The sequence below is a fragment of the Roseovarius nanhaiticus genome, from assembly GCF_900156535.1.
GTDB classification, from domain to species: Bacteria; Pseudomonadota; Alphaproteobacteria; order Rhodobacterales; family Rhodobacteraceae; genus Roseovarius; species Roseovarius nanhaiticus.
In genome coordinates this window covers 13,845-25,435 of record NZ_FTNV01000002.1, presented here as the reverse complement: position 1 = coordinate 25,435, position 11,591 = coordinate 13,845, and the positions used below count along the sequence as shown (strand labels likewise).

Genomic DNA, 11,591 nt, shown 5'->3' with positions numbered 1-11,591 from the left:
ACGCAGGTTGTTGATTGCAAATCTTCGGTGCGCGCTGCGCGTCAGCTATATTGGCGACCCGGCTTGAGCAACTCGAAAGCCTTGATCTCAAACTCGTAAAGCGTGCCGTCCGCCTTCTCGGCGCGGGCAATCAATCTGCCCTCGTCGTCGCGGAATACCGCATGGGTCGTGTGCAGCGCGCGGTAGCAATGGGTGCCGTCTGGATAGATATACTTTATCACTGCAGGCTTCCTTCGCGTTCAGTAATGCGGCGGGCGCTCATCGCCCAAGGTGACCGAGCCGCCGCCATCGCTGTCGCGCGCGGCCTCGCGGCGCATCAGCATCTCGACCCGGCGGGTGAGCGTTGCGATCTCGGTATCTTGCCGCGCGACCGTATCCGACAGATCATCGACGGCGCGGGTGAGATGGGCGATCTGTTCTTCGAGCTGTTCCATAGGCTCGGTTTGGCCCGCGCTGCGCGCCGCGTCAAGCGCCGCGCCGGTGGCGGGCGTCGATTGAGTATTTCGACAAGGTGAAACATGGGCCGGGCGCCTTCCCTTGCCGACCTGCGGTGCTTGGGCTAGACCGCGCGGCAAGTCATGCGACCTCCGGGAGACGATGAGATGGCCAAGCAGAAGAAGACGCCGCGCCCAAAGGCGCAGACGCCGAAGGGCTTTCGGGATTATTTTGGCGCCGAGGTTGTCGAACGCGCGGCCATGCTGGAAGCCATTGCGCGCGTTTATCATCACTACGGCTTCGATGCGCTGGACAGCTCGGCTGTCGAGACGGTCGAGGCGCTGGGCAAGTTCCTCCCCGATGTCGAGCGCCCGAATGCGGGCGTTTTCGCATGGCAGGAGGATGAGGGCGAGAAGCCGGGCGATTGGCTCGCGCTGCGCTATGATCTGACGGCGCCGCTGGCGCGGGTCTATGCGCAGCATAAAGAGGATCTTCCGACGCCTTATCGCCGCTATGCGATGGGCCCTGTCTGGCGCAACGAGAAGCCGGGGCCGGGGCGGTTTCGCCAGTTTTATCAGTGCGATGCGGATACTGTGGGCGCGCCCTCGGTCGCGGCGGATGCCGAGATCTGCGCGATGCTGGCCGATTGCCTCGAGACGGTGGGGATCGCCCGCGGCGATTACGTGGTGCGGGTGAACAACCGTAAGGTTTTGAACGGTGTGCTCGAAATCATGGGCTTGGATGATCAAGGACAGCGCGACGCCGTTCTGCGCACCATCGACAAATTCGACAAGGTCGGCAGTGATGGCGTGCGCCAGCTTTTGGGCAAGGGGCGGCTGGATGCCTCGGGGGCGTATATCGATGGAGTAGGCCTGACCGAAACGCAGGCTGAGCCGGTGATCGCATTCCTGACCTCGAAAGGGGCGGATGCGGCAGAGACCCTGGCCAATTTGCGCCGCGCAGTCGAAGGCTCGGCCATTGGTGCCGAGGGTGTCGACGAATTGGAAGAGATCGCGGCGCTGGTGGCGGCCCAAGGCTATGGGCAGGATAGACTTGAGATTGACCCCTCCGTCGTGCGCGGTCTGGGCTATTACACCGGCCCTGTCTTCGAGGCCGAGCTGACCTTTGACATCCTCGATGAGGATGGCAACAAGCGCCAGTTCGGTAGCGTCGCGGGCGGCGGGCGCTATGACGATCTGGTCAAGCGTTTCACCGGGCAGGCGGTGCCGGCCACGGGCGTCAGTATCGGTGTCGACCGGCTGCTGGCTGCGCTCCGCGCTCAGGGGCGCGCGGGCGCCGACGCTGTTGGACCGGTTGTTGTCACCGTGATGGACCGCGCCCGCATGGCAGACTATCAGGCGATGGTGGGCGAGTTGCGGGCGGCGGGCATCCGTGCCGAGGTTTATCTGGGTAATCCCAAAAATTTCGGTAACCAGTTGAAATACGCCGATAAGCGCCGCAGCCCTATCGCCATCATCGAGGGCGCGGACGAGCAGGCGGCAGGCATGGTGCAGATCAAGGATCTGGTCCTGGGCGCGCAGATTGCCGAGAGCGCGACACTGGAGGAATGGAAAGAGCGGCCCAGCCAATTCGAGGTGCCGCGCGCGGATATGGTGGCCAAGGTCCGCGAGATACTGAGCGGTACGGCCAGTGAGTGACTTGGCCCAGCCGTCCAGCCGCGCCACAATTCGTGCCGAGGCTGCGCGCATCGAGGCCGTTTTCCAGGCGGCAGGCGCCGCGGTGGTCGATACGGCGATCTTGCAGCCAGCCGAGATTCTGCTGGATCTCTATGGCGAGGATATTCGCGCACGTGCCTACGTCACCTCGGACCCGCTGAAGGGCGAGCAGATGCTGCGCCCGGATTTCACGGTGCCGGTGGTGCAGATGCATATGGAAAGCGCTGCCGAGCCCGCGCGCTATACCTATTCCGGCGAGGTGTTTCGCCGGCAGGAGGACGACCCGCGCCGCGCCAGCGAGTATTTCCAGGTCGGCTACGAGATCATGGGCGCGGCCACCCCGGCCGAGGCGGATGCCGAGGTGTTTGCGCTGATGCAGGGCATTCTTGCCCCGCTGAACGTGACGCCTGCAACGGGCGATATCGGCATCTTGATGGCCGCCATCGACGGTCTGCGCACGACCGATGCGCGCAAGGCGGCGCTGCGCCGCCATGTTTGGCGCCCGCGCCGGTTTCGCGCGTTGATCGAACGTTTCTCGGGTCGCAGCCCGGTGCCCGCCAGCCGTGCGGCACTCTTGGCGATGGAGGATCCCATGGCCGATGCGGGCCCGCTGATCGGTCTGCGCAGCGAGGCCGAGATCGCCGCGCGCATCGAGGCCTTGCGCGCGGATGCCGAGGCAGCGCCCATCGCCGAGGGTGAGGTTGCATTGCTGTCGGCGGTGCTGTCAGTGCGCGAGACATGCCCCAACGCACTGGAACGCCTGCGCGATATCGCGGTGGACATGCCCGCCATCTCAGGCGCCGTCGCCGCGCTTGCGGCGCGGTTGGAGGCGCTGGAGGCACGCGGCGTCGATATCGCGGCGCTGCCTTTCGAGACTTCCTATGGCCGCGCGCAAATGGAATATTACGATGGTTTCGTTTTTGGATTTTCGAGCGCGGCGCATCCCGATCTGCCCCCCGTCGCCTCGGGAGGGCGCTATGATGCGCTGACCCGGCGGCTGGGGGCCGGGCGCGAGATTCCGGCGGTGGGCGGTGTGATCCGTCCCGGCCTTGTCGCGCGTCTCAGCGCGGAGGGTGCGGCATGAGTGTGCGTCTGGGCGTGCCGTCCAAGGGGCGGCTGATGGAGAAGACTTTTGACTGGTTCGGGGCGCGCGGCGTGACGCTGGGCCGGACCGGGTCCGAGCGCGAATATGCTGGCATCGTCGAGGGCGCGGGTGATGTGGAGTTGGTCCTGCTCTCCGCAGGAGAGATCCCGCGCGAACTGGCGCTGGGTAATATCCATCTGGGCGTCACCGGCACAGATCTGGTGCGCGAGACCTTGGCGCAGTGGGATACGCGGGTTGAGCCGCTGGCCGAGCTGGGCTTCGGCCATGCGGACCTTGTGCTGGCGGTGCCGCAGGCCTGGGTCGATGTGGGGACGCTAGACGATCTGGATGCAGTCGCGGCGGCGTTTCGTGAGGTGCACGGACATCGCCTGCGCATCGCAACGAAGTATCACCGCCTCGTGCGGGATTTCCTGCGCGAGCATGGCGTGGCTGATTACCGGCTGATCGACAGCCAGGGAGCGACTGAGGGTACGGTCAAGAATGAGACGGCGGAGGCCATCGCCGACATCACCTCGACCGGAGACACGCTGCGGGCGAACCATCTGAAATTGCTGGACGACGGTGTGATCCTGCGCAGTCAGGCGACGCTCTTTCGCGCGCGCCGAGCCGAGCTGAGCGATGCCGAGCGCGGTGTGATGTCGGAATTGATCGCCAAGCTTGGCGTGGATTGACGCAGAGCCAGGCTGGTGGGACGAAAAAAAACGCGCGACCCGATAGGGCCGCGCGTTCTTGGTTTGGCAGTATGCCGGGCCAGAAGGCCCGGCTGCTGAATTAGAAGCGGAACGTCGCGCGGACCTGAGCAGTCGTCGCGTCGGGGTCCGTGTTCACGCCGCCGGCGGGCAGGCCGTCGAACTCGTGGTACAGGACTTCGCCGCCGAGCGAGATGTTCTCGGTGATCAGGTGCTCGTAGCCGGCGCCGACGAAATAGCCGTCTTCGTTGCCCAGGGTCTGGACGTCGACATTGGCGTAACCGGCGGTTGCATAGAGCAGGCCATCACCCAGCTTGTAGCCGCCGCGCAGCTTGGCGCGGAACACGTTCTCGACGTCGAGGTTGACGCCGCTGAGCGTGACATCGGTCCAGTCGTAGTCAAGGCCTGCACCGACGACCCAGTTGCCGAGGTCATAGTCGTAACCGGCGGTCAGACCACCGATGAGGCCGTCGCCGTCAACGTTGGCGATGCTGGTGTCGACATTTGCATAGCCGAGCTGGCCGCCGACGTAGAAGCCGGTCCAGTTGGGCGACGTGAAGACAGGCGCAGGTGCCGGTGCGATGACGGGCTCCATGGGCGCGGGCTCGATGTTGCCTGCGAATGCGGTGCCGGCCATCAGGGCCGAAGCTGCGGCTGCGGAGAGCAGATATTTCATGTGATCGTCCTTTCGTTGTCTCAGACGCGCCAGCGGGACTGCCGGACACGCGCCTCATAAGCCCCTATTTAGGATCAGCTTACCGGATGCAACGACTTGCGCAATCGCTTGGTTTCAAGAAAATGTGAATGAGGTCGGCGGTAAATTGCCAAGTTCAAAACCGCACGTTCCAAAAAGGGTGGTTGGGACGTTTTTGTGTTTTAATTACAGGGCTATGCTGGCTTTTGGGGGTCGGCGGCAAAGTGCCTGACCTGCCAGATCAGGACGTGCGGAAAGCCGCGCGAGTCCGCGCGGCTGTTGCCTTTAAAGCACACCTATCTCCGACAGGGCCGCGCTGAGATCGGGGGGAAGTGCCTCTTCGTTCTGTCGCTGCGCGGGTAAATCCGCGGGCGCATCAGCGCCCGGAAGATAGCGCCAGCCCTGAAAGGGCCGTTTCAGGGCCGTAGCCGTGCGTATGACGTGCGGATCGAGCACGATGGCGCAGCGCCTGATTCCGTCGGCGCCCACCGTTTCGTCGAGTCGCAGGATACGTTGGCGACATTGCAGGACGCCCTGGATGATCCAGTAGATCGAGCCGCCGCCCTCTATCAGCTCAGCCTCGCGCTTGGGCCACATGCGCGTCACGTGGCGCGGCAATCCATCAGCGCCCTGTGCGCGGCGCGTCGATTGCCAGGCGACCATGCTTTCAACGCTGTCCGAGCCGACGCTGAGCTTGATCAGATTAAGGGGGGCGGGTGTCATGCCCCTATTCTATGGCGCTCTGCGGGATGTTCAATGGGGCGCGGATTGCGGCGCGACCAGCGTGTTTTGGCCGTGGCGAGATTTGAGTATTTTTGCTAAGATGAAAAGAGCGCGCTGCCGGGCGGAGAGTACGCTCAGCGGCGTGCGATCCTGCCGCTGGGGCAGGGCGTTCTTGCCCGCTTGTGCCGTTGACCGGGCGGGGTGCCGGGCGTAGTGTGAGGCTTCGCCCATTTTCGCCTTTATTCCCCTGCCGAGGTCCCGTGCCATGAGCCGTTTCGCTGCCCCTATTTCCGAACAGATCTGGAACATGAAGTACCGGTTCCAGCCTGGCGAGGACGGCAGCGCGGACAAGCGCGGCGATGCAAGTGTCGAGGATAGCTGGCGCCGGATTGCCCGCGCGCTGGCCGCGCCCGAGGCGGAGCCCGAGAAATGGGAAGACCGTTTTTATGGCGCGCTTGAGGATTTCAAGTTCCTGCCCGCCGGGCGCATCACCGCCGGCGCGGGGACCGAGCGGAAGGTCACGCTCTTCAACTGCTTCGTTATGGGGACCGTGCCGGACGATATGGGCGGCATTTTCGACGCGCTGCGCGAGGCCGCGCTGACCATGCAGCAGGGCGGCGGGATCGGCTATGATTTCTCGACCATCCGCCCGCGGGGTGCGGTGGTCAAGGGCGTGGGCGCCGATGCAAGTGGGCCTCTCAGCTTTATGGACGTTTGGGATGCGATGTGCCGCACCATCATGAGCGCGGGCGCGCGCCGCGGGGCCATGATGGCGACCATGCGCTGCGATCATCCCGATATCGAGGAGTTCATCGCCGCCAAAAGTGATGCGGCACGGCTGCGAAATTTCAACCTGAGCGTTCTGGTGACGGATCCTTTCATGGCCGCCGTCGAGGCGGATGGGCCTTGGGATCTGGAGTTCGACGGCAAGGTGTACCGCACCGTTCAGGCGCGTGACCTTTGGAATCGGATCATGCAGGCGACCTACGATTACGCCGAACCGGGCGTGATCTTTATCGACCGCATCAATCAGGCAAACAATCTGGCCTATTGCGAGACGATCGCCGCGACCAACCCCTGCGGCGAGCAGCCACTGCCGCCTTATGGCGCCTGCCTTCTGGGCTCGATCAACATGGCGCGGCTGGTCAATGATCCCTTCGGCGACACCGCAGGTCTGGACGAGGATGCGCTGGCGGACCTGGTGGCCACGGCCGTGCGCATGATGGACAATGTCGTCGATGCCAGCCAGTTTCCGCTGCCGCAGCAGGAGGCAGAGGCGCAGGCCAAGCGCCGCATCGGTCTGGGCGTCACCGGCCTGGCCGATGCTCTGTTGATGGTCGGGCAGCGCTATGGCTCGAAAGAGGCGGCGGCGCAGACCGAGGCGTGGCTGAAGGCCATCGCGCGGGCCGCCTATCTGGCCTCGGTCGATCTGGCCAAGGAAAAGGGTGCGTTTCCGCTCTTTGACGCCGAGGCCTATCTGTCCAGCGGCACAATGCAAGCCATGGACGAGGATGTGCGCGCCGCCGTCGGCAAGCATGGCATCCGCAACGCCCTGCTGACCTCGATCGCGCCCACTGGCACGATCAGCCTCTATGCGGGCAATGTCAGCAGCGGGATTGAGCCTGTGTTTGCCTATAGCTACACCCGCAAGGTGCTGCAAAAGGACGGGACGCGGACCGAGGAAGAGGTGGTCGATTACGCTGTGCAGATGTGGCGCGACCGTTTCGGCGATGCCGAACTGCCGGACTATTTCGTCAATGCCCAGACGTTGGCCCCCGCCGATCACGTGCGCATGCAGGCGGCGGCGCAGAAATGGGTCGACAGCAGTATTTCCAAGACGATCAACTGCCCTGAGGATATCAGCTTTGATGCGTTCAAGGATGTCTACATGCAGGCATGGGAAAGCGGCTGCAAGGGCTGCACCACCTATCGTCCCAATGACATAACCGGCAGCGTCCTGAGCGTCAGTGAGAGCGCCGATGTGGCGCCGGGTGAGGCGCCTGCGCAAATCGCGGACCAGACCGGCGACAGCGCCGAGATCGTCTACATGTCCGAGCCGCTGGACCGCCCGACCGAGCTGGAGGGGATGACTTACAAGCTGAAATGGCCCGATAGCAGCCATGCCATCTATATCACCGTGAATGATGTGATCCTTGGCGGCCGCCGCCGGCCCTTTGAGGTTTTCATCAACTCCAAGAACATGGAACATTTCGCCTGGACCGTTGCACTGACGCGGATGATTTCGGCCGTATTCCGGCGGGGCGGCGATGTCAGCTTTGTCGTGGAAGAGCTGAAAGCCGTCTTCGATCCGCGCGGCGGCGCCTGGATGCAGGGCAAATACGTGCCCTCGATCCTCGCGGCGATTGGCGGCATTTTGGAGCAGCACATGGTCAAGACGGGCTTTCTTGCGGGCGAGGGCTTGGGCCTCAAAGCCGATCCCACGGCAGAGGTGGTCAACCTTGGTTCCGGGCGGGGTCCCGCCTGCAGCAGCTGTGGCGATTACGCGATGCGGATGGTTGAGGGCTGTATGACATGCGCCAGTTGCGGTCATTCGAAATGTCAATGACTGCCGCCACATAGGATTATATCGGGACGGGCGTAGTTATGCCAAAACCGCTGTTTTGGTTTGCCACGAAGCGGGGTTAGTTTTGCCACGTGGCATTAACAACCTGAATTAGAACGATTTTGGCCGAACGAAATATTTCGGCCAAAATTCGCGGAATGACCCCGGGCTGCGGCGCTGAGGTCATGATCTGTTGAAAATATCGCAGTGTCCATCGCTTCCAGTCGGTAAAAAATTGGGCCGATGACTGCGGGCACTCAAAGCCGCAGCATCGAAATCAGCCAAATTCTGTGTCCCATGATTCACAAGATGCCCGGTTCTTGTGCGGCTCCCTTTGTGAGAGCGCTCAGATCCGGAATCTGCGGTGAGATGCGGATTGCGTCTGGGTAACGTGCACGCGTGACACTGGCACATCACATTTTTCGAGGAAGATCAGCAATGCAACCAGATACAGACATGGAGAGGTTCGCCACCCTGGACTTTGAAGCGTCGAGCCTGTCGCGAGAGAGCTGGCCAATCGAAGTTGGTCTGTCATGGCTGGAAAACGACGAGGTACGGACTTGGAGCACGTTGATCCGGCCTGCACCGGGCTGGGATCTTGCTGACTGGGCGCCTCAGAGCGCTGCCGTCCACGGCATCGCGCTGGAGGTTCTTCAAGAGGCACCAGTTGCCTGCGCCGTCGTGGATGATCGGTTTGAGCACCTGAGAGATCGCGTGCTGGTGCCGGATGCTCCGGCATTTGAAACTCGCTGGCTTTTCAATTGATGAAAGCAAGCGGTCGCGCCACGATACCAGCCGCCGAGGATTATCATCGGATTTCCTTGGCGATCTTTTCCGGAATGGCGCTGGACATGCTGTACGAAACCCTCGAACGCCGTCCCCCTCCACATCGGGCGGGCCCGGATAGTGCCGGGCCTGCAAATGCATGGCGCAAGGCGATGCAATACTGAGGTTCGTCCAAACGAGGACGAGAGAACGAGCGTTGAAGGTGGGTCGTAGGACGACGCCCCGCGTCACCCGATTTCCAGATCTTGCGCGGGCCCTCTCATGAGGCCGCGCAGATCCGGAAACTCCGGTGCGGCGGAATCCAAACAAACATTAACATGAGCCAGACCGACGGACCCAGTTGCTGCTACAACGGGCCTGGCCAGATTGCCTTTGGAAAGGAGGAGACAGGCATCTTGAAGCTGCCGCTTTGGTGCAGCGCAACCCCGGGACGAAACCCATGACCTATTACCAAACACTCACCAAGCTGCCTTGCCCGAACTTGGAGCATGTGCGCGGTTTCCTGCGTGACCACGGGACGGCGTTGGCCGAGGCCGCCCACAGGCTCGGCGGCCCAGCGGCCAGTGCCCGCGTATTTTTGCTGTGTGAGGCCGTGCGCCATACACGGCGCCTGACCCGGGCACAAAGCAGTCAGCTGGTCGATTTTCACCGGTTGCTGACTCTGGAGCATGTCGGCGATCCAGATCGGATTGAGAGCGGCCTTTTTGCCCAGATCGACCCCGCTTCCGGATTTGTCACGGAGTGCTGTCTGCTCTCGGACAAGCTCGGCGCATTGCTGAAGCTGATCGCTGAGAATGATCCTACCAGCGACATCCGCTGCAAAGCATCGCACATCATCTCGCAAGTTGCGTGAATTCCCCAACCAAAGCCGACCCTGCCAAGGGTCGGCTGTCTTGAAGGGGCCGCCGAACTGGTCGCCCCAACGATTGACTATCAACCATGGGGATTCCCGACGATGCACTTACTTTCCAATAAAATAAACATAGATGACCTGGCTGCGGAGACCGTGGGTCTGGGCCGTCAGGTAGCCGACAGGGCCAAGTCGCTCCACCTTGGCGACAATGCCAGAGACGTGGCTTTCGTGTCGCGCTGCCTCGCGCGGCTCAAAGAACGCCAACCCTTCGATGAGGCGGACGAGGGCGGCTTCGCAGCCGTCATGGACATCCTGGAGCGCAGTATCGCTGCCGAATGCCTCGGCAGCGAAGACCGCTTCGAGGAGACGGGGTACGACGAATTTGGCCCGCACGGCGAAACCCGTGAAACGCCGGTCTATTCTGATCGCGGCGATGAGCTCATTGAGTTGCGATGCCTGTTCCAGGACTTCCTCAACAGCCGTGACAGTGTGCTTGATCAAGTTGCGGCGCACCGGTGTCTGCTGGACATCATGAACAGATGAGAAACATGATGAACGCCCCAAGCAGCTATGCTGCTCGGGGCGTTTTGAACTCCTTGCAGGATAGTTAAAAGCCTTATCTTTGTTCGAGATCGGCCCAGAGCGGACCTTTGTAAGAGGTGACGGCGCCGCGTCGCAGCACATCTTACCTGACGATGGTCTGTATGATGACGATCGAAATAGTCGGCACCTCAAGTCGAACAGTAGGTCCGATACCACCTATTTGGACACGATCGTTCTAACGATGCACCAAGTCGCCAAATGCGTCTCCGAGCCCCTCCATGACGTAAATCTGTGAGGCCAGATCCGCAGGGGGTCTCAACCTGCAAACTTTTGAGAGCGCGAAAGTGCTTCTTGCGCGCGCGGAGACTATTTTGAAGCACATCGAGCGATGCGGTGGCCCGACGGCTCGGCGCTCTTTGACACGCTACATGACGGCCCAGCGGAACTCGCGCTATGCTTTGATCCACTATGAACCGGACGGCCTCGCAAGTTAGGCCGCAGGCACTCTCATGAGTGGCATCGCTTCTTTGGCAAGCTCTGACAGGCCGGTTCCCCCGTTTTCATGATAATTCGCCAAGGCAGCTCGCATCCGCGGCTCCCAGAAATCATTCAGATGGGCCGCGACGCATTCGGCTTGATCGGTGCCGGGCTGGGTGGCGAAATAGGTGGCAATCTGGTTGGCCATCATGACCAGTTTGTCAGGCTGCATGGCAGGCTCCTGTCTGGATGCGCTCGGGATGCGCGTAGATGTCGAAACTGCCCCCGCGCGCAAAGGCGGCCAGCGTAAGACGCGCGCCCTCGGCCAGTCGCAGCGCATGGGCAGTGGGGGCCGACACGGCGATGAGCACAGGACAGCCGGCGATGACAGTCTTTTGCACCATCTCGACCGACACGCGCGAGGTCAGCACGATGGCGCCGGTGGCGGGGTCGATCCCCCTGCGCAGCATCGCGCCGATCAGCTTGTCCAGCGCGTTGTGCCGCCCGACATCCTCGCGGGCCAGCACGATCATGCCACTCGCATCCATGAACCCGGCGGCGTGGACCGCACGGGTCTGGTCATGCAACGGCTGATGCACGCGCAGCGCATCGGTAGCCTGGCGCGCTGTGGCGCAGCTGAATGTAAGCCCCCCCGCCGGCAGCACCGGCAGGGGCCGCAAGGCCTGCTCGAGACTGTCGATGCCGCAAAGGCCACAGCCAACCGGCCCCAGCATGTTGCGACGGCGCTGATGCACCGCCTCGGCCCGCTCGGGCGCAAGCCAGAACCGCGCCTCGATGCCATGCGCGTGGCTTACCACCTCGAAATCCATCACGTCCTCAAGGTTGCAGATGAATCCCTCTGTCAGGGCAAAGCCTATCGCGAAATCCTCGACATCGCTTGGGCTGGTCATCATCACGGCTGCGGTAGTGCCGTCAAAGACCAGCGCGGTCGGCGTTTCCTCGGGGAGGCTGCGCCGAATGTCGTGCATCCCCTCGTGCCGGACGGTGACGCCCGGCACGCTTTGGATAAGGTGGTGCGCCCTCATG

Annotated in this window: 13 protein-coding genes; 7 read left to right on the top strand and 6 right to left on the bottom strand. The window is 62.6% G+C overall.

Annotation, left to right across the window (positions count from 1 at the left end; genetic code table 11):
• Nucleotides 1-41 precede the first annotated feature (41 nt).
• Complete coding sequence (locus tag BW975_RS10370) at nt 42-221, bottom strand: hypothetical protein (protein WP_076533713.1); 180 nt, start codon at nt 219-221, stop codon at nt 42-44.
• Nucleotides 222-239: 18 nt separating this feature from the next.
• Nucleotides 240-434 carry a SlyX family protein gene (locus BW975_RS10365; protein ID WP_076533711.1) on the bottom strand — a complete coding sequence of 65 codons (195 nt, stop codon included), beginning with the start codon at nt 432-434 and terminating at the stop codon, nt 240-242.
• A gap of 168 nt (nt 435-602) precedes the next feature.
• Between BW975_RS10365 and hisS the strand changes: the two genes are divergently transcribed.
• Genes hisS through hisG form a run of 3 tightly spaced genes read left to right on the top strand, consistent with a single transcriptional unit; the run spans nt 603 to nt 3,887 of the window.
• Nucleotides 603-2,093 carry a histidine--tRNA ligase gene (gene hisS / locus BW975_RS10360; protein WP_076533709.1) on the top strand — a complete coding sequence of 497 codons (1,491 nt, stop codon included), beginning with the start codon at nt 603-605 and terminating at the stop codon, nt 2,091-2,093.
• Between the two features lies 1 nt (nt 2,094).
• Nucleotides 2,095-3,195 (top strand): ATP phosphoribosyltransferase regulatory subunit, encoded by a 1,101-nt coding sequence (locus tag BW975_RS10355; RefSeq protein WP_076533707.1) that lies wholly within the window; start codon nt 2,095-2,097, stop codon nt 3,193-3,195.
• Nucleotides 3,192-3,887 carry an ATP phosphoribosyltransferase gene (gene hisG, locus BW975_RS10350; protein ID WP_076533705.1) on the top strand — a complete coding sequence of 232 codons (696 nt, stop codon included), beginning with the start codon at nt 3,192-3,194 and terminating at the stop codon, nt 3,885-3,887. The genes BW975_RS10355 and hisG overlap by 4 nt, the downstream gene beginning before the upstream one ends.
• A gap of 100 nt (nt 3,888-3,987) precedes the next feature.
• On the opposite strand, the gene BW975_RS10345 is transcribed toward hisG, so the two are convergent.
• Together BW975_RS10345 and BW975_RS10340 are read right to left on the bottom strand one after the other, a co-directional pair.
• Nucleotides 3,988-4,581 (bottom strand): outer membrane protein, encoded by a 594-nt coding sequence (locus BW975_RS10345; protein WP_076533703.1) that lies wholly within the window; start codon nt 4,579-4,581, stop codon nt 3,988-3,990.
• A gap of 303 nt (nt 4,582-4,884) precedes the next feature.
• The gene (locus BW975_RS10340; protein WP_076533701.1) at nt 4,885-5,322 is read right to left on the bottom strand and encodes a DUF1489 family protein; all 438 of its coding nucleotides are present in this window, start codon (nt 5,320-5,322) and stop codon (nt 4,885-4,887) included.
• Between the two features lie 265 nt (nt 5,323-5,587).
• Between BW975_RS10340 and BW975_RS10335 the strand changes: the two genes are divergently transcribed.
• From BW975_RS10335 to BW975_RS10320, 4 genes are all read left to right on the top strand, one after another.
• On the top strand, nt 5,588-7,888 hold the full coding sequence (locus tag BW975_RS10335) for an adenosylcobalamin-dependent ribonucleoside-diphosphate reductase (RefSeq protein WP_076533699.1): 2,301 nt from the start codon (nt 5,588-5,590) through the stop codon (nt 7,886-7,888).
• 435 nt (nt 7,889-8,323) lie between these two features.
• On the top strand, nt 8,324-8,650 hold the full coding sequence (locus tag BW975_RS10330; protein ID WP_076533697.1) for a 3'-5' exonuclease: 327 nt from the start codon (nt 8,324-8,326) through the stop codon (nt 8,648-8,650).
• Between the two features lie 460 nt (nt 8,651-9,110).
• On the top strand, nt 9,111-9,524 hold the full coding sequence (locus BW975_RS10325; protein ID WP_139194262.1) for a hypothetical protein: 414 nt from the start codon (nt 9,111-9,113) through the stop codon (nt 9,522-9,524).
• 102 nt (nt 9,525-9,626) lie between these two features.
• Nucleotides 9,627-10,067, top strand: coding sequence for a hypothetical protein (locus BW975_RS10320; RefSeq protein ID WP_076533692.1), 441 nt, complete (start codon nt 9,627-9,629; stop codon nt 10,065-10,067).
• Nucleotides 10,068-10,557: 490 nt separating this feature from the next.
• Here BW975_RS10320 and BW975_RS10310 read toward each other — a convergent pair whose 3' ends face one another.
• Together BW975_RS10310 and fdhD are read right to left on the bottom strand one after the other, a co-directional pair.
• Nucleotides 10,558-10,776: a formate dehydrogenase subunit delta gene (locus tag BW975_RS10310; protein WP_076533686.1), complete on the bottom strand. Its 219-nt coding sequence runs from the start codon at nt 10,774-10,776 to the stop codon at nt 10,558-10,560.
• A complete protein-coding gene (gene fdhD, locus BW975_RS10305) occupies nt 10,766-11,590 on the bottom strand; it encodes a formate dehydrogenase accessory sulfurtransferase FdhD (protein ID WP_076533683.1) in 825 nt (274 codons plus the stop codon). Before fdhD ends, BW975_RS10310 begins: the two co-directional genes overlap by 11 nt.
• Nucleotide 11,591: the final 1 nt, after the last annotated feature.

Bases quoted from the DNA above. Each gene is read 5' to 3' on its own strand.
- BW975_RS10335 (WP_076533699.1), top strand. From the start codon at position 5,588: ATGAGCCGTTTCGCTGCCCCTATTTCCGAACAGATCTGGAACATGAAG.
- BW975_RS10340 (WP_076533701.1), bottom strand. From the start codon at position 5,322: ATGACACCCGCCCCCCTTAATCTGATCAAGCTCAGCGTCGGCTCGGAC.
- BW975_RS10365 (WP_076533711.1), bottom strand. From the start codon at position 434: ATGGAACAGCTCGAAGAACAGATCGCCCATCTCACCCGCGCCGTCGAT.
- BW975_RS10345 (WP_076533703.1), bottom strand. From the start codon at position 4,581: ATGAAATATCTGCTCTCCGCAGCCGCAGCTTCGGCCCTGATGGCCGGC.
- fdhD (WP_076533683.1), bottom strand. From the start codon at position 11,590: ATGAGGGCGCACCACCTTATCCAAAGCGTGCCGGGCGTCACCGTCCGG.
- BW975_RS10325 (WP_139194262.1), top strand. From the start codon at position 9,111: ATGACCTATTACCAAACACTCACCAAGCTGCCTTGCCCGAACTTGGAG.
- BW975_RS10330 (WP_076533697.1), top strand. From the start codon at position 8,324: ATGCAACCAGATACAGACATGGAGAGGTTCGCCACCCTGGACTTTGAA.
- BW975_RS10320 (WP_076533692.1), top strand. From the start codon at position 9,627: ATGCACTTACTTTCCAATAAAATAAACATAGATGACCTGGCTGCGGAG.
- hisG (WP_076533705.1), top strand. From the start codon at position 3,192: ATGAGTGTGCGTCTGGGCGTGCCGTCCAAGGGGCGGCTGATGGAGAAG.
- hisS (WP_076533709.1), top strand. From the start codon at position 603: ATGGCCAAGCAGAAGAAGACGCCGCGCCCAAAGGCGCAGACGCCGAAG.
- BW975_RS10310 (WP_076533686.1), bottom strand. From the start codon at position 10,776: ATGCAGCCTGACAAACTGGTCATGATGGCCAACCAGATTGCCACCTAT.